General features: G+C 68.9%; 14 protein-coding genes. 8 read left to right on the top strand and 6 right to left on the bottom strand.

The features are described from left to right. Positions 1 to 234: 234 nt before the first annotated feature. A complete protein-coding gene (locus ACZ63I_RS15940) occupies positions 235 to 1,575 on the bottom strand; it encodes an SGNH/GDSL hydrolase family protein (RefSeq protein ID WP_469339037.1) in 1,341 nt (446 codons plus the stop codon). 158 nt (positions 1,576 to 1,733) lie between these two features. On the opposite strand from ACZ63I_RS15940, the gene ACZ63I_RS15935 reads away from it, so the two are divergent. Next, positions 1,734 to 3,218, top strand: coding sequence for a DUF445 domain-containing protein (locus tag ACZ63I_RS15935; RefSeq protein ID WP_469339036.1), 1,485 nt, complete (start codon positions 1,734 to 1,736; stop codon positions 3,216 to 3,218). A 145-nt stretch (positions 3,219 to 3,363) separates the two neighbouring features. Here ACZ63I_RS15935 and ACZ63I_RS15930 read toward each other — a convergent pair whose 3' ends face one another. Beyond that, positions 3,364 to 3,672, bottom strand: coding sequence for a hypothetical protein (locus ACZ63I_RS15930; protein ID WP_469339035.1), 309 nt, complete (start codon positions 3,670 to 3,672; stop codon positions 3,364 to 3,366). Between the two features lie 152 nt (positions 3,673 to 3,824). On the opposite strand from ACZ63I_RS15930, the gene ACZ63I_RS15925 reads away from it, so the two are divergent. Next, the gene (locus tag ACZ63I_RS15925; RefSeq protein WP_469339033.1) at positions 3,825 to 4,850 is read left to right on the top strand and encodes a hypothetical protein; all 1,026 of its coding nucleotides are present in this window, start codon (positions 3,825 to 3,827) and stop codon (positions 4,848 to 4,850) included. Between the two features lie 30 nt (positions 4,851 to 4,880). Here ACZ63I_RS15925 and ACZ63I_RS15920 read toward each other — a convergent pair whose 3' ends face one another. Then, positions 4,881 to 5,459, bottom strand: coding sequence for a DsbA family protein (locus tag ACZ63I_RS15920; RefSeq protein WP_469339254.1), 579 nt, complete (start codon positions 5,457 to 5,459; stop codon positions 4,881 to 4,883). Between the two features lie 216 nt (positions 5,460 to 5,675). After that, positions 5,676 to 6,080, bottom strand: coding sequence for a mycothiol transferase (locus ACZ63I_RS15915; protein ID WP_469339031.1), 405 nt, complete (start codon positions 6,078 to 6,080; stop codon positions 5,676 to 5,678). Here ACZ63I_RS15915 and ACZ63I_RS15910 point away from each other — a divergent pair. Further along, on the top strand, positions 6,067 to 7,047 hold the full coding sequence (locus ACZ63I_RS15910) for a YDG/SRA domain-containing protein (RefSeq protein ID WP_469339029.1): 981 nt from the start codon (positions 6,067 to 6,069) through the stop codon (positions 7,045 to 7,047). The genes ACZ63I_RS15915 and ACZ63I_RS15910 overlap by 14 nt on opposite strands. A 32-nt stretch (positions 7,048 to 7,079) precedes the next feature. Here the strand turns inward: ACZ63I_RS15910 and ACZ63I_RS15905 are convergent, their stop codons facing one another. Then, positions 7,080 to 10,214 (bottom strand): DEAD/DEAH box helicase, encoded by a 3,135-nt coding sequence (locus tag ACZ63I_RS15905; RefSeq protein ID WP_469339028.1) that lies wholly within the window; start codon positions 10,212 to 10,214, stop codon positions 7,080 to 7,082. A 97-nt stretch (positions 10,215 to 10,311) separates the two neighbouring features. Beyond that, a complete protein-coding gene (locus tag ACZ63I_RS15900; protein ID WP_469339027.1) occupies positions 10,312 to 11,310 on the bottom strand; it encodes an SEC-C metal-binding domain-containing protein in 999 nt (332 codons plus the stop codon). A 152-nt stretch (positions 11,311 to 11,462) separates the two neighbouring features. Between ACZ63I_RS15900 and ACZ63I_RS15895 the strand changes: the two genes are divergently transcribed. From ACZ63I_RS15895 to ACZ63I_RS15875, 5 genes are all read left to right on the top strand, one after another. After that, the gene (locus tag ACZ63I_RS15895; RefSeq protein WP_469339025.1) at positions 11,463 to 11,711 is read left to right on the top strand and encodes a DUF3311 domain-containing protein; all 249 of its coding nucleotides are present in this window, start codon (positions 11,463 to 11,465) and stop codon (positions 11,709 to 11,711) included. Further along, positions 11,708 to 13,198, top strand: a complete 1,491-nt coding sequence (locus ACZ63I_RS15890; RefSeq protein WP_469339023.1) for a sodium:solute symporter family protein — start codon at positions 11,708 to 11,710, stop codon at positions 13,196 to 13,198. Before ACZ63I_RS15895 ends, ACZ63I_RS15890 begins: the two co-directional genes overlap by 4 nt. A 133-nt stretch (positions 13,199 to 13,331) precedes the next feature. Further along, positions 13,332 to 13,670 (top strand): DUF6412 domain-containing protein, encoded by a 339-nt coding sequence (locus ACZ63I_RS15885; protein WP_469339022.1) that lies wholly within the window; start codon positions 13,332 to 13,334, stop codon positions 13,668 to 13,670. Between the two features lie 110 nt (positions 13,671 to 13,780). After that, a complete protein-coding gene (locus tag ACZ63I_RS15880; RefSeq protein WP_469339021.1) occupies positions 13,781 to 14,551 on the top strand; it encodes a YidC/Oxa1 family membrane protein insertase in 771 nt (256 codons plus the stop codon). 162 nt (positions 14,552 to 14,713) lie between these two features. Further along, positions 14,714 to 15,577, top strand: a complete 864-nt coding sequence (locus tag ACZ63I_RS15875; RefSeq protein ID WP_469339019.1) for a fumarylacetoacetate hydrolase family protein — start codon at positions 14,714 to 14,716, stop codon at positions 15,575 to 15,577. Positions 15,578 to 15,826: the final 249 nt, after the last annotated feature.

Below are 15,826 nucleotides of genomic sequence, written 5' to 3'. Positions count from 1 at the left end.
CCGAGCCTGCGGCTCGGAGCCTTAGGCGGGGCGGGGCGGGGCGGGAGCCCGAGTCGGAAGCCGCAGCGTGGGCGCGAGTCGGAAGCCGCAGCGTGGGCGCGAGTCGGAAGCCGCAGCGTGGGCGCGAGCCGGAAGCCGCAGCGTGGGCGCGAGCCGGAAGCCGCAGCGTGGGCGCGAGCCGGAGCCCAGCACCCTGCCCCCCCTCGGCGCCCGCACCCCCAAGCCATAACCACGTCAGAGTTGCGTCGCCTTCGCCTTGCCCGTCAGTTGTGCCAGGTCGACGGCGTGTGCCATCGCGTCGTAACCCGCGTCGTTCGGGTGCAGTCCGTCGCCCGAGTCGTAGCGGGGGGCGAGCCGGTCGGGGGCGTACGGGTCGCGCAGTGTCTTGTCGAAGTCGACGACCGAGTCGAAGATCCCGCCCGCGCGGATTGCGGCGTTCACCTGGTCACGTACCGCTTTCTGGCCGGTGTCGAAGCCCAGGTGCCCGCCCATCGGGGTCAGCGTCGAGCCCACCACGCGCAGCCCGTGGGCGTGTGCGCGCCGGGTGAGCGAACGGAGACCCGCGGTGATCCTGGACGGGTCGCGCTGCTGTCCGCGCAGGATGTCGTTGATGCCGAGGTCGATGACGACGGTCCTGACGCCGGCCCGTTCGAGCACGTCGCTGTCGAAGCGGGCGAGCCCGCTCGCTCCCGCGCCCCTGGCCAGTCCGTTGTCCAGGAGCTGGTTGCCGCCGATGCCTTCGTTGAGTACGCCGTAGCGGCTCTCGCGCAGCCGGTCGGCGAGCACGTCGGGCCAGCGGTGGTTGCGGCCCTGCGCCGAGCCTTGCCCGTCGGTGATCGAGTCGCCGAAGGTGACGACGGCGCCCCGCGCGCGCTGGTTCAGGACGTCGACGCCGGTGATGTAGCGCCAGTGCGTGGTCGGCCGGGTGTACGCGGCGCCGCCGGGGTCTTCCGTACGGTCGCCGGTGGCGAGGTACGAGGTCTGCTGGGCGTGCGCGTGGTACGTGACGGAGCCGCCCGCGACCGGTGTGTACAGCGTCACCAGCAGGTCGCTGTCGTCCGGCACGCGCAGCCGCACCGGGTCGCTGACGATCTGCCGGCCGGGGGCCACCGTCACGACCGCGTGGCGGCCGAAGGTCAGCCGCCGCATGGTGCCGGCGACGGCCTGGGCGCCGCCGTTCCGGCCGCGGGGGTCGGACTGCTGCGACTGTTGCGCCACGGACGCGTGGCCGATCATGAGGGGCGCGGAGCCGTAGCGGTTGGAGAAGGTGATCCGGGCGCCGGTGCCGCCGACGCTGGTGTGCACCACGTTGCGGATGGAGCGGCCGGGGAGCCCGTTCGGCAGCCCCGGCTCGGCCCCGGAGGGCGCCGCGGCCCAGGTGCCGACCCAGGCGCCGGACGCCGCGGGGGCCGCCCTGCTCAGCCGGTTATGCGTCTCGCCGGGGTTCTTCGACTGGTCGGTGGCGCGGACGGGCGAGGGCCCGAGGTAGGTGAACCCGGCGAATATGGCGGCGCACACCAGGGCCACGACCCCGATGAGCGACCCGAACAGCACATATCCGTTTCTTCTGGTCATTCCCCCGGCTCCCCTCACTCTTCGCTGCACTGACAATCATCCGACATGACGAGGGAACTCGTCGTGCGCCCCGGGAGTACCTCAAGAGGGACAATGCGTACGGGCAGGTCTTAGGGGCAGGTCTGAAGAACGAATGCGTACGCGGACGGGTGGAGCGCATGGAACGTACGAATCCGGTCGAGGCGTCCAAGGACGGCGCCTCGGCGGAAGCGGGCAGAGGGGAAGAGGCCGTGGAGGCCCCGGAGGTTCCCGGCGCGCCGAATTCCGCTGGAGGGTCGGGGGCGGAGGGTCCGGGATCCGGGGGCTCGGGGCCCGGAGGACCGGGGCCCGGAGGACCGGGGCCCGGTTCACGAGGCCCCGGCGGGCGGTCGCCGCTGCCGGCGTTCTCGTACACGGCGGCGGACGAGGAGAAGCGGCGCGGTGTGCGCCGGATGAAGACCACGGCCACCGGCCTGCTGCTGCTGGTCGCCGTGATCTACGTACTCGCCACCTGGGCGAAGAACTCGGGTGTGAGCGGCTGGCCCGGCTACGTCGCGGCGGCGGCCGAGGCGGGCATGGTCGGCGCGCTGGCCGACTGGTTCGCCGTGACGGCGCTCTTCCGCTACCCCCTGGGCGTGCGCATCCCGCATACCGCGATCATTCCGAACAAGAAAGACCAGCTCGGGACGTCGCTCGGCGCGTTCGTCGGGGAGAATTTCCTCTCCGCCGACGTCGTACGGGCCCGGCTGCGCGCCCTCGGCATCGGCGGCCGGCTCGGCGCCTGGCTCGCGGAGCCCGAGCACGCCGACCGCGTCACCGCCGAGCTGTCGACGGCGCTGCGCGGCGCCCTGACCGTGCTGCGCGACTCCGACGTACAGGCCGTCGTCGGCGAGGCGATCACCCGCAGGGCCAACGCTGCCGAGGTCGCGCCGGGTATCGGCAAGACCCTCGACAAGGTCGTGGCGGACGGCGCGCACCACCGCGCCGTGGACCTGATCTGCTCCCGCGCCCACGACTGGCTGGTCATGCACGGCGACTCGGTGATGGACGCGGTACAGGGCGGCGCGCCGGGCTGGACGCCGCGGTTCGTGGACCGCAAGATCGGCGACCGCGTCTACAAGGAGCTGCTGCGCTTCCTCACGGAGATGCGCGACATGCCCGCCCACCCGGCGCGCGGCGCCATCGACCGCTTCCTGGTGGACTTCGCAGCCGACCTTCAGTCGGACGCGGAGACGAAGGAGCGCGTCGAGCGGCTGAAGTCGGACCTGCTGTCGCGTCCCGAGGTGCAGGACGTCATCGCCTCGGCCTGGTCATCCGTACGCGCCATGATCATCTCGGCGGCGGACGACGACCACAGCGAGCTGCGCCTGCGGGCGCGCGCCTCACTGCTCTCGCTCGGCGCGCGGCTGGCGACGGACAGCAGGCTCCAGGGGAAGCTGGAGGGCTGGATCGAGGACGCCGCCGCGTACGTCGTCTCCACGTACCGCTCGGAGATCACGTCGCTGATCTCGGACACGGTCGCGAGCTGGGACGCGGACGACACGTCGAAGAAGATCGAGGCGCACATCGGCCGTGACCTGCAATTCATCCGGATCAACGGCACGGTGGTCGGCGCGCTGGCTGGGCTGGTCATCTACGTGGTGACGCACGCGCTGGGCGCGTAGGACCTCCGGACGAAAGCACCGGGCGCGTGAGCGGATCCCTTTGATCCGCTCACGCGCCCGATCACCATGGGGGAGTTGCTCTTAGGTACGGAGCGCGCCCCGAGACCGTTCAGAGCGACGCGAAAATCACGTGGAAATCCTGGTCTCAGGAACTCTGCGCGCGCCGGGTGACGGCCCAGGAGGCGGCGGCGACCGTGCCGGCCGCGGTGAAGACCGCGGGCCAGGCGCCGAGCTTCTTCGCGAGCGGGTGCGACCCGGCGAAGGCGGCGACGTACGCGCTGCTCAGGGCGACCGTCGCCTTGGTCCCCGCGGCCTGCTGCCACTGCGTAGCGGCCACGGCACCCGCGGCGAGGAGCGCCGCGCCGCCGAGGGGACGCTTCTTCGTCCAGCGTGCGACGGCGTAGCCGCCGACGAGCCCGCCTGCGGCTACGGCTGCGGCCGGAATCTTGGCCATGTTGCTGCCCACCCTTGTGTAGCTGTTCTCGTGTAGCTGTTCCTGGTCGCTGTCGAGCGTAACGAGGCGCGGAACGCAACGGGGGACGCAAAAGAAAGTAACAGAGCGTAGCGTCTGGTTACCCACCCGTTTCGGACGGGCACGGAACGGACATGCCCAGGACCACAGCCGCGGACGCGGCCGTCAACCGCCTAGCCCGCAGCCAGTTGCGGCTGGCCACCACGCGCCAGTTGCGGGCCACGGGGCTGAGCCCCAGCACAGCGGCGCGCCGCTGTGCGAGCGGCGGCCCGTGGCAGCGGTTGCTGCCGGGGGTGGTGCTGATACAGACGGGCGACCCGGACGCGCGGCAGCGGCTGCTGGGCGCGGTCCTGTACGCGGTGACGGCACGAGGCGCGGGCGCCTGCCCCATAGACGACGCCGGGGTCGGGCCGGGCGCGATGTCCGGTGCGACGGCGGTGCTGACGGGCGAGGCGGCGCTCGCGCTGTACGGGGTACGGGGGGTGGCGACGGACCGCGCCGAGGTGCTGGTCGCGTCCCGCCGCAGCCTGCGCGACGCCTCGTACGTCCAACTGCGCCGCACCACCCGCTGGCCGCCGACGCTCCTCGTCAACGGCATCCCGTGCGTACGCCCGGTCCGTGCCGCGTCCGACTTCGCGCGCCACGAACCGTCCGCGGACCGGGTGCGCGCGGTGCTCGCCAACACCGTGCAGCGGGCCAGTTGCCACCCGGACGATCTACGTGCCGAACTCCGCGCGTCCCACGCCCTGCGCAACCCGGCGCTGCGCGCGGTCATCCACGAACTGCGCGTGGGCGTACGGTCGATCGCCGAAGGCGAGACCCGCGACGTCCTCACCGCGGCCCGCGTCCCGCCGGCCCTGTGGAACCCCACGCTGCTCACCGCCGCGGGCGCGTTCCTGGCGAGACCCGACGCGTACTGGCCGTACGCGGGGGTCGCGTTGGAGGTCGACTCGGAGGAGTACCACCTGGGCATCACCGCGTATCGCGCGACGCTCCGCCGCCGACTGCTCCTGGAATCCCACGGCGTGGACGTGGTGAGCGCGGTCCCGGCCCTGGTCCGCGACCACCCGCAGGAGCTGGTGGCGGCGGTCCTCACCAAACTCCGCCTGGCGGAAGCCCGCAAGGACCCCCCGTCGGTAGTGGTACGCCCGCACCCCTGACGCCCCGTCAACACCCTCGTGGAGGGCCGGTCAGATCACGGCCAGGATGCGTCTCGCGGTCATGTCCTTGTCGAAGATGAACTCGGTCTCGGCTTCCGACAGCAGCGACCCGTCGATCCGCAACGCCGGCGTCCCGGCGGCGCCGTCCACCTCGAACGCCAGCTCCGACGCTGTCACGAAGCCCCGGTACCGCATCGTCCTCACCGCGGTGTCGAACTCCTTACCCCGCAGCCCCGGCACCTTCGCGGCGAGCGCGAGCAGAGTGCGGTCGGTGAATCCGTCGATCTGCTCGGGAGGCTGGTTCGCGTAGAGCACGTCGTGGTACTCCAAGAACTTGCCCTGCTCCAGAGCGGCCCGCAGCGCGTTCACGGCCTTGACCGACCCGTGTCCGCCCAGCCCGTCGTCCAGGAAGGAAGCCAGTGTGAACTGAATCCTGATCCGGCCCTTCCGCGCGGCCGCCACCATCGCCTCAGCGCCGCCGGTCACTTCGAACTCCCGGCAGACGGGACACCGGGGATCCTCGTACAGCCCGAACGTGTGCTTGGCGGCCGGATCACCCACCGTGATGGTGGTCCCGTCCGTCTCCAACCGCTCAGGCAACGCCTCCACCGAAACGGCAGCAATCCCGTGCCCGCCGCGCCCCTCACCCGACCGCGCCCGGTCGGCGTCGCGCACCCCGCACCCCGCGACGCAAACCAAGGCCAGCACCCCCGCCAGCAACGCGGCGCCACGTACCGGTCTTCGTCTTCCCACCTGCATCAACGATCCCCTCCCCATGAGTAGTTCGCGTACCGTACCGGCTCATGGGGATCACCGACGAACCGATTACAGCGGCGGATGATCACCCGTGCCGCCGTCGACCAGCTCCCGCAAAATATCCATATGGCCGGCGTGCCGGGCGGTCTCCTCGATCAGGTGGATGAGCGCCCACCGGCCTCGGTACGGGACCGCCCGTAGAGGTGCACGATCCTCGCGGTGCTCTCGTCGGGCTCGACGCCCATGTCCTCCCCGGCTTCGGGATCGAACCACAGCGTCCCGACGCCGCGCCCGAACGTCTCGCAGAACCACCCGTACTCGTTGCACGCGAGATGCTCCACCAACCGAGCAACGACGTCCCCAACACGTGGCACCGCGGGTGTGAGCCGGCCCGGAGTGGGAGGGGCAGGATGGGTCGATTCGCGCCAAAGATCCATCATTTTCAGACACGACTTTATAAATGTTCGATCGCATCGATCAACTTCGATCATATGTTCGGCAGCATGTATGCATGGCTGCGTATCAAGCTGTCTTCGGACACGTAGGTGACGTTCTTCCCGGAGCTCTATTCGCCTCCCGGCGGGACGTCATGACCGCCAGGCTCCACAAGATGGAACAAGACGGCATCTCGTGGGGCCTTGATGCCGAGAAGCAGCCGGCAGCCGACGCGATCGTGTTGAACAAGGGCTACCCCGACGATAAGGATGGTTGGGATGAGATTGACTACACGGGCGTTGGTGGTCAGAACACCAAGAAGCAGCAGGTAGCGGATCAGTCGTGGGATAAGCCGGGGAACGCCGGGCTGCTGCGGAGCCAGGTCAAGGGATATCCGATCCGTGTCATCCGTGGATACAAAGGCGAATCGGCGTACTCACCTTCTAGCGGATACCGCTACGACGGTCTCTACGAGGTCGTGGACTCCTCGACGGTGATTGGCAAGGAGGGCTTCAGGATTTGCCAGTTCAAGCTGCAGCGCCTCCCGGACGCGGACCAAGGACTGACACCCCTTGCCGAACAAGTGCAAGATTTCATCGACAAGGTCCCTTCCAGGAAGACTGCCACAATCACGCGCATAGTTCGCGATACCGCAGTCTCCCGACGGGTGAAGTGCTGGCATGACTACACCTGCCAGATCTGCGGTCTGGCCTTGACGGTTGGGCCCGACGGCGAGAGCTATGCAGAGGGAGCTCACCTTCAGGCATTGGGCGGAACGAATGGAGGTCCCGATGTCGAAAGCAACGTGTTGTGCCTGTGCCCCAACTGCCATGTTCGACTTGACCGTGGCGCGCTCTACCTGACTGAGGATCTCAGAGTGGTCGACCGGTTTGGAGATGCGTCGGTTGACAACGGGGTGCCCCTGCGCACGGTCAAGCAACATCGCATAGAATCCAAATTCGCCCTAGCTCACCAGGCCTATTGGCGAATCTCCGAATCGGATTGATTTCGCCGAGCGTGCGCTGGCCGCTGAACTCTCTAGCTGGCGGCGATGGCTGAGTAGGTCCAGACGTCCGCGGGGAGTGGGGTGCTGAGCTCCCAGGTGATACCCATTGGCTTGCTGCCGCGGTGAGACACATAGTCCGCAGGGCCGAGCAGCATCCAGGGCTGCGGGCCGCCGATGTCTGTCTTCTGGTAGCGGCGTACGAAGAGCAGCACGTGGGTGCCGTTGGCTTGGTGCGTCTGGTAGCGCCTGCCGGTGGGGGACAACTCTGATGTTTGGTTCTGGGACTCCCAATGGAAACGCGTCTCGCTCATGGCGTAGTCCTTGTAGCGCGTCTGCGGGGAAAAGTCTCTTTCGTCCTTCTCTCGCGTGATCAGCAGGGCGTCGATCTTCGCCTGCTCGCACCAGCGCACTCCCTCGCGGAAGTGGCCTGGCATGAAGCCCCCGATGGTGGAAACACCGAGCGCGGTGAGAATCTCCTCGCGGCTGTACGAGGCGTGGATCCGCAGGGGCAGGGTGCTGTGCGGGATAGGTAGAGCGGGTGTCACATGGTCCAGGCGGGTTTGGACGTAGGCGATGACCTGGCGCAGTTCGCTACGGAGCGCGGAGTGGTCACGGAGGGATGAGAGGCCAGCTTGGTAGGTGGTGAAGCCGCCGTGGGGCCAGAAGGTGAAGTACAGCATGCGGGCGAAGGCCCGCTCTGGCTCGCTTAGTTCGTCGTAAGAGGGTGCATCGTCCTCTAGGAGCTGCGTATAGGCAGCGGCACGGACTGGGTCGTCCACATGAAGGAAGGCTGCCGCGCGCTTCAGTAGCGTGTCTTCCCCCTCAGGCTCCGCGGCGGAGAGCAGCCCGGCCCTTCGGAGGAGCCTGGTCCAGGAGCGGTTAGATCCCTTGTAGAGCTCCTTGATGTCACGACCGCTCTCCGACAGATACGTGGAGAGGTCCGGCAGCGCGTACTGCCGCACCTCGTTGGTCAGTTGGGTGATGTTGATGTCGATCTGCTGCCGGATGTTCTCGATGATCAGTTTCTTGGCCTTGGGCTCAAGGATGATCTGACAGCCGGTAGGGAGCTGGGGGAAGCCATCTTCAATGGCGTCGGTCAGACGGTGCCGCGTGAGGTTGGTGAGAGCGCGGAATTGCTCCTCGAAGCGGAACTCTTTTCGGTGCTGGCCGATGAAGTCCAGCACTGTGAGGACAGCTTTGCCCTCGTCACGGCGCAGACCACGGCCCAGTTGCTGCAGGAAGACAGTCGCGCTGGAGGTTGGGCGCAGAAGTAGCAGAGTGTCGACGTTCGGAACGTCGAGGCCCTCGTTAAAGAGGTCGACTGAAAAGATCACCTGTAGTTCGCCGGCCTTCAACGCGTCCAGCGCTGCCCGGCGCTCGGTGCCGGGTGTGGCACCCGACAGGGCAACGGCGTTGACGCCTGCCTTCTGGAAGAAGTCGGCCATGAAGTGCGCATGGGCAACGGATACGCAGAAGCCCAGCGCGCGCATGCTGCCCGGGTCAGCGACCTTGTCCTCGACTGCCTTCACGATGAGTCGGGCTCGGGCATCGTTCCCGGTGAAAACGTTGCTGAGTGCGGTCGAGTCATAAGAACCACGCTTCCACTGAACTGCCGTCAGATCGGTGGTATCGGTGATTCCGAAGTAGTGGAAGGGGGACAGGAGGTCGTTCTCTAGCGCCTCCCACAGTCGCATCTCTGCTGCAATGCGTCCATCGAAGAATTCATTCTGGACGTTCACTCCATCTGTGCGCTCCGGCGTCGCTGTCAGCCCTAGAAGCTCGACGGGTCTGAAGTGCTCGACGATCTTCCGATAGGTCGGAGCCGTACCGTGGTGGAACTCGTCGATGACGACGACATCGAAATGATCAGGCGCCAGCTTTTCCAGTGCGCGAGCATGCAGTGATTGAACGCTGGCGAAGACATGCTTCCACTCCGCTGGGATCTCGTCGCCGACTAGCTGCTCTCCGAAGTTTCCGTCGTCCAGGACTCCTTGGTACGTGTACAGCGACTGATCCAGGATCTCCCTGCGGTGCGCGACGAAGAGCAGCCGTAGTTCCCGGCCGAGCTTCCTGCGTAGTCGTCTGAAGTCGAGCGCAGCCATGACGGTCTTGCCTGTACCTGTCGCTGCCACCAACAGATTCTGGTGGCGGTCGTAGACGTCCCGCTCGACCTCAAGCCGCTCCAGCATGTCCTGCTGGTGTGGATAGGGGCGTACTTCCAGGCCAGAGAGGCTGATCCGGCGACTGCTGGTACCCAGAGTGCCCCTTGCCGCATCTCGAAGAGCCTGCGTGAGACGTTCGCCGTGGTGATCAGGGTCGTAGATCTCAAAGGCGGCTTCGCTCCAATAAGAGTCAAAGGTCGCTTCGAACTTCCTCAGTACGTCATGTGTCGAGATCGAGGAAAGGCGAACGTTCCACTCAAGCCCATCCAGCAGGGCAGCCTTGGAAAGGTTGGAGCTGCCCACGTAAGCAGTGTCGTAGCCCGACTTGCGGCGAAAGAGCCAAGCCTTGGCGTGGAGACGAGTTGATCGGAGTTCGTAGTTGACCTTTACCTCGGCGTCGAACTCGCGGACCAGCCGATCCAACGCCCGCCGATCTGTCGCCCCCATATAGGTCGTCGTGATGACGCGGATGGGTACCCCGCGCTCATGAGCGCCTTGGAGCGCTCCCTCCAGTACCCGAAGCCCATGCCATTTCACAAAGGCACACAACAGGTCAACTCGGTCCGCTGTCGCCAACTCCGCGCGCAGCTCGAAGCCCAGATTGGGATCCTCGGGCGAATTGGTGAGGAGCGCGGTATCTGACAACGGTGTGGCCGGACGGATGGCGTAGACGCCTGGCGCCTTCTGCTCGGCGAGAGCCATGAGTTGTCGGGGCCCGTCGGCGACCAAGTCGACCCACTCGCGAGCGCCTACCAGCGTGCCGACTGACTCCAAAATGTGGTTCGCGGCATGGACCCGTTCCGCTGCAGGCAGCCCTTGCAGGACCCGCTTGACGGTCTCGGCAACGTGCCTAGCCAGGACATGAGGCTGAGACTCGACTCCGACCGCGTCGGTGATGGGCCGCAGCGTTCTGCTGTCCAACGCCTCTAGCTGCGCCGCGAGTCGCAGGGTGATCAACTGCTCGTAGAGCCCTGTGGCCGGAGAGTCGTCGTCCAATACGCCCATCGTCCACGGGTCCCTTCATCGAAGCTGCGCGGTCGTTCCTGATTCTTAGCAGCAACGACTGACATCTTGACGATGAAGGGACCTGCCGCTGTACGTCCTAGACGGCGCCGTGGCATTCCCTGTAGGGGTGGCCTGAGCCGCACCAGCAGGTGGCGTTTCTGGCTGGGGGCCAGGGGGTGGCTCGGCCTCGGGCTGCCAGGGTTGTGGCGTACTGGGGGAGGAGGTACGGGTCCGAGGGGGGTGTGGCTTCCGAGGCGGCGAAGGCCTCGTACGACGGGACCGTGCCCGTGACGATGCCGAGGTTCGGGGTGCCTGCCGCTGCCAGTTCGCGCAGGGACGTCTCCAGGGCCGACAGGTGGGCCTCGCGGGACGGGTACTCCGCGGAGAGGGTCGGGTACGCGGCGAGGAGTTCGGTGAGTTCCGGGGCCGGCCAGTGCAGGACCGCCACCGGGAAGGGGCGGGACAGGGCCGTGCGGTAGGAGCCCAGTTCGGCGCGGAGGCGGGTGATCTCGGCCTGGAGTTCGGCGGGGTTGTCGGAGCCCAGGGTCCACAGGCGCTTGGGGTCGTGGAGCTCGTCCAGGGTGACGGACGCCGGGTTGACGCGGTCGGCGAGGCCGTCCCAGTCGTCGTGGGCCAGGCCCAGCATCCTGCGCACCCGGTGGCGGCCGATCAGCAGCGAGTGAGTGGGGTACGGGACCTCCTCGCCCGGGGTGAGGAGCAGGTTCAGGGCCGTGGTGAACGAGTCGTGGGCCGCCTCAAGCTCGTCGTGCTTCTCCAGCGTCTCGGCCAGGATCTCCCAGGGGGCCGGGTCCAGCGGCTCCGCCGCGCGCAGCCCTTCGATGATCACCCGGGCCTCGGCATCATGGCCGTACTCCCAGAGGTTGGCCGCCTGGAGCGCCTTCACCAGTTGAGGGTGTTCGGGGGAGGCCGCAAGGAGCGTGTCGTACAGGCCGGTGGCGCGGTCACGGGCGTCGGCCAGCTCCAGATGGGCGGCGGCCTGGAGGAGCAGGGGCTCGTGGTCCTCGGGGTACCGGGCCGCCGTGCGCAGCAGGCGCTCGGCTTCCGTGATGTGGTCGGCAGACATGTCGGGGCGCATGCTCCTCACGGTACTGCTGCCCGGGGGCCGGGGCAGGGTTGTTCCGGTCTGGGGCGTTACCTGTTAGCGGTCCTGTCGTCCGTCCGCTGGCCTTGGCAGGGATGCGCTCGTCCCCCCGCCGCTCACCTTCCGTGTCCCCGTAGTGTGCTGCCGTGTTCCTACGACGTCCTCATCTGCTCTGGCTGCTCGTCCCCTTCGTGCTCTTCCTCGTCGCCGTCCCCTGGGTCAACCGCGTCGACCCCGTCATCGCCGGCGTCCCGTTCCTGCCCTTCTGGCTCTTCGTGTCGACGCTCCTCACCCCCTTCGCCGTCTGGCGCGCCTACCGGGGCGATCAGCGGCTGATCAAGCAGCGCGAGCATCAGCACCGGCACCAGCCGCAGTCGCGTCGGGACAGCGAGTGAACGCCGCCGTCGCCACCTCGATCTTCGGGGTCTTCATGGTGGCCACCGTCGTGCTCGGGCTCCTCGCCGTACGCGGCCGGGGCGGGAAGACCGGCGGGATCGCCGAGTGGTCCGTGGGCGGGCGCAGCCTCGGGGCCGTGTTCATCTGGGTGCTGATGGCCGGCGAGGGCTACACCAGTTTCAGCTATCTGGGCGGCGCCGGCTGGGGGTACGACTTCGGCGCGCCGGTGCTGTACGTCGTCGCGTACATGTCCTGCGGATACGCCGTCGGTTACGTCGTCGGGCCGATGCTCTGGAGCTACGCCCGCCGCCACCAGCTCGTCGGCATCACCGACATGATCGCCCACCGCTTCGGCCGGCCCTGGCTGGGCGCGCTGACCGCGGTCCTGGCCACCGTCTTCCTGCTGCCGTACATCCAGCTCCAGATCACCGGCATGGGCGTGGTCGTCTCGACCATCTCGTACGGCGCGATCAGCCTCAACTGGGCCTACTTCATCGCCTTCGCCGTCACCACCGGCTTCGTCGTGGTGAGCGGGCTGCGCGGCAGCGCGTGGGTGTCCGTGCTCAAGGACGTCATGGTGATCGGGACGCTCGCGTTCCTCGCCGTCTACGTACCGCTGCACTACTTCGACGGGTACGGGCCGCTCCTCGACCGGATCGTGGCGGAGAAGCGCCAGTGGCTGACGCTGCCGGGGCACGGGCACAGCGGGATGGGCAGCGCGTGGTTCGTCACGACGTCGCTGATGAACGCGCTCACCGTGGTGATCTTCCCGACCACCGTCGCCGGCTACCTGGGCGCGCGCAGCGCCGACGTGCTGCGGCGCAACGCGATCTGGCTGCCCGCCTACAACGTGCTGCTGTTCGTCCCGATGCTGCTCGGGCTCGCCGCGCTGTTCGTCGTCCCCGGACTGGCCGGCGCCGAATCGAACCTCGCGCTCTTCAAGCTGATCGTCGACTCGCTGCCCGCCTGGGTGGTGGGCGTGGTCGGGGTCGCCGCCGCACTGTCGTCGGTCGTGCCGATGGCCGTGTTCATGCTGGTCATCGGGACGATGTGGGGACGCAGCGTGCTGTCGCTCGTACCGCGCTGGCAGGCCAGGCAGAAGGGCGCAGCGCAGGTGGTCGTCGTGGTCGCCGGGGTGGTCGCGCTGGTGATGACGTACGCCGTGCCGAACACGCTGGTGCGGCTCTCGCTCATCTCGTACGAGGGGATGGCGCAACTGCTGCCGATGCTGCTGCTCGCGCTGGTGTGGCGGCGGCTGACTCTGACCGGCGCGCTGAGCGGGCTCACGGTGGGGGTGGCGCTGGTGTGCGCCCTGGTCTTCACCGACCACGACCCGGTGTGGGGCCTGAACGCGGGGATCGTGGGGCTCGCCCTGAACCTGCTGGTGGCGGTGGCCGTCACGTACGCGGGCCCCGCCGGCCGCCCTGACCCCCGGCCGGACGCCGACGTGCTCGCCGACACCAGCGCGCTGGCGGATGGGGTCTGACGGGCGCGAGGCGGCGGCTGCGCGCGGGTAGCCGCCGCCGTTCCGCCGTTCCCACCGCCGCGCGAGGGGCGTCGTGTATAACGGCTGGAGGGCGGTCTTCAAGGACGCCGACGAAGCGAGAGGGGGCAGGACCATGGCCGGCAGCGCACCGCGACCGACCCGGGCCCGGTTGCCCCGTCGGCTGCCCAACCCCACCGGGCTGCTGCTCTTCGTCCTCACCGAAGTCCTGCTCGTCGACGCCGGCAGCCTCTCCGCCGCCGTCGCCCTCGCCGCCACAGCCGCGGCCGGCAGCGCGCTCGTCGTGTGCGCCGTCATCTCCGCGCGCGCCGTGCCCGCCGTACCGCGTCAGCGGGTGCGCACCGCCATCCGCGACCGCGAGCAGCGCACCGCCTTCCTGCCGCAGCGGGATCCCGACGCCCGAGGGCGTACGAGGCCCCGAGCGCCCGGCCGTCGTCTGCCGACGGCCGCGTAGGGGCGGTGGGACCAGCTAGCTGGTCCTGCCTGTTGTCTGCCTGACCCCGCGCGGGTCGTCATGCCGAGTTGTCTTCCATCCGGCACGACGAGACCCCTCGGAGGGCTCATATGTCCTGGCTCATGTCTGTGTTCGCCAGTCTGGTCACCAACTTCGCCGATCTGCTCCAGCCGCTGTTCCACGCCTCGTCGGCCGCCGCGGCGATCGTCGTCTTCACCGCCTGCGTACGTCTCGCCATCCATCCGCTCTCCCGCGCCTCCGCGCGCGGCCAGAAGGAGCGCGCCCGGCTGCAGCCGCAGCTCGCCGAGTTGCGCAAGAAGCACGGCAAGGACCGGGAGCGGCTACAGAAGGCGATCATGGAACTGCACGCGGAGGAGAAGGTCTCCCCGCTCTCCGGCTGTCTGCCGGGGCTGTTCCAGATGCCCGCGTTCTTCCTGATGTACCACCTCTTCTCGCGCAAGCAGATCGGTGACGGGCCCAACGGGCTGCTCGACCACCACCTCTTCGCCGCTCCGCTCGGCGACCGCTGGAGCGACGCGCTCGCGCACGGCGGGCTGTTCGGCGGGGCGGGTCTGGTGTATCTGGCGCTCTTCGCGATCGTCGCCGGCGTCGCCACGTTCAACTACCGGCGGATGAAGATCCAGCTCGCCAAGTCGCCCGCCCCCGCGGCCGGGGCAGGACCCGACGGAGCGCCGATCGCCGGGCTCGGGGCCATGACGAAGCTGATGCCGCTGATGTCCTTCGCGACGCTGTTCACCGTCGGCTTCGTGCCGCTGGCCGCCGCCCTGTACGTCGTGACGAGCACCACATGGACGGCGTGCGAGCGGTACTTCCTCTACCGCGACATGCCTGCCGTCGGCGCCATGTCGCCCGCCGTCTGACCCGGGCCCCCGGGTGCGGTCCTGGACCGGCCGGGGTCCGGTCCCGGTCCACGGTGTGAATCGGCCCTTGCACAGTGATCGGATGTCTTGGACGATCGGACGATCCCGCCGGCGGCCGCAACCCGTCGGCCGGGGCACGTGCGACCAGAGGGAGTCAGATTCATGAAGCTGCTGCGTGTCGGTACGGCAGGCGCCGAACGGCCGGCGCTGCTCGACCAGGACGGTACGACCCTGCGCGACCTGTCGGGCCAGGTCACGGACATCGACGGGGCGCTGCTCGCCGACGGCGACGCGCTCGACCGGATCAGGGCGGCCGCGGCGGCGGGCGAACTGCCCGTGCTGGAGGGCGGCGCCGGACAGCGGGTGGGCCCGCCGCTCGGCCGGATCGGAAAGATCGTATGCATCGGGCTGAACTACCACGACCACGCCCGGGAGACCGGCGCCGAGGCCCCGGCCGAGCCGATCATCTTCTTCAAGGCGCCGGACACAGTCGTCGGACCTGATGACACCGTGCTCGTACCGCGCAAGAGCGTCAAGACCGACTGGGAGGTCGAGCTGGCGGTCGTCATCGGCCGCACGGCCCGCTATCTGGAGTCGGCGGAGGACGGTCTCGCGCATGTCGGCGCGTACGCCGTGTCCAACGACGTCTCCGAGCGCGAGTTCCAGATCGAGCGCGGCGGCACCTGGGACAAGGGCAAGAACTGCGAGACGTTCAACCCGCTCGGCCCGTGGCTGGTCACGGCCGACGAGGTGCCCGACCCGCAGGCGCTGGCCATGAAGCTCAGCGTCAACGGCCAGGTCCGGCAGGACGGTACGACGGCCGACCAGATCTTCCCGGTGGGTGAGGTCGTGCGGTACGTCAGCCAGTTCATGACGCTCTACCCGGGCGACGTCATCAACACCGGTACGCCGGCGGGTGTGGCGATGGGGCAGCCGGAGCCGAAGCCGTATCTGCGGGCCGGTGACGTGGTGGAGCTGGAGATCGAGGGGCTCGGGCGGCAGCGCCAGGAGTTCAAGGACGCGTAGCGCCTTCGACGGGGGCGGCCGGCTTCCCGGGCGCGGGCGCGGGGGTGGATGCGGGTGCGGCGGGTGTAGCGCTGGCGGGGGCGGCGGGGGCGGGGGCGGCGGGGGCGGGGGCGGCTTCCTCGCCCGTGCCCCCCCGGGCCCCCCCGGCCCCCCCCCCCCCCCCCCCCCCCCCCCCCCCCCCCCCCCCCCCCCGCGCCCCCCCCCCCCCCCCCCCCCCCCCCCCCCCCCCCCCCCCCCCCCCCCCCCCCT

Source organism: Streptomyces sp. NPDC087906 (assembly GCF_055584925.1).
The sequence above is the reverse complement of the archived record's forward strand: the minus strand, read 5'-3'. Positions and strand labels throughout refer to the sequence as shown.